Here is a 284-nt window from a genome sequence, read left to right as displayed (position 1 = left end):
CCTGCGAAAGCTTGGAGCTGATTTGGATTCTTGAAGTTATGAATATTCTTAATTTCAGCTAGAATAATAGCACCAAGGCGAGTTCCAATTCCTGTAATAGATGTGATAGGAGAGTTTAAGTCGTTCATCAAGCGATTAATTTCTTCTTGAGTTTGATTAATCTGTTTATCGTAATGTTTAATAGTTTCGATTAATTGTCCTAATTCTAAGACTAAAGCAGGAGAATCCTTACCAATGGTTTTCTTGGCCTCCTCTTGTATCTGATGAGCTTTATCAGCAGTTAA

At 35.2% G+C, this 284-nt stretch carries 1 protein-coding gene; it reads right to left on the bottom strand.

The features are described from left to right. Positions 1-284, bottom strand: a 284-nt coding sequence (locus tag SSIN_RS09005) for a transposase (RefSeq protein WP_156956320.1), incomplete at both ends; no start/stop codon positions are given.

This window comes from Streptococcus sinensis (assembly GCF_000767835.1).
GTDB lineage: Bacteria > Bacillota > Bacilli > Lactobacillales > Streptococcaceae > Streptococcus > Streptococcus sinensis.
The sequence above is the reverse complement of the archived record's forward strand: the minus strand, read 5'-3'. Positions and strand labels throughout refer to the sequence as shown.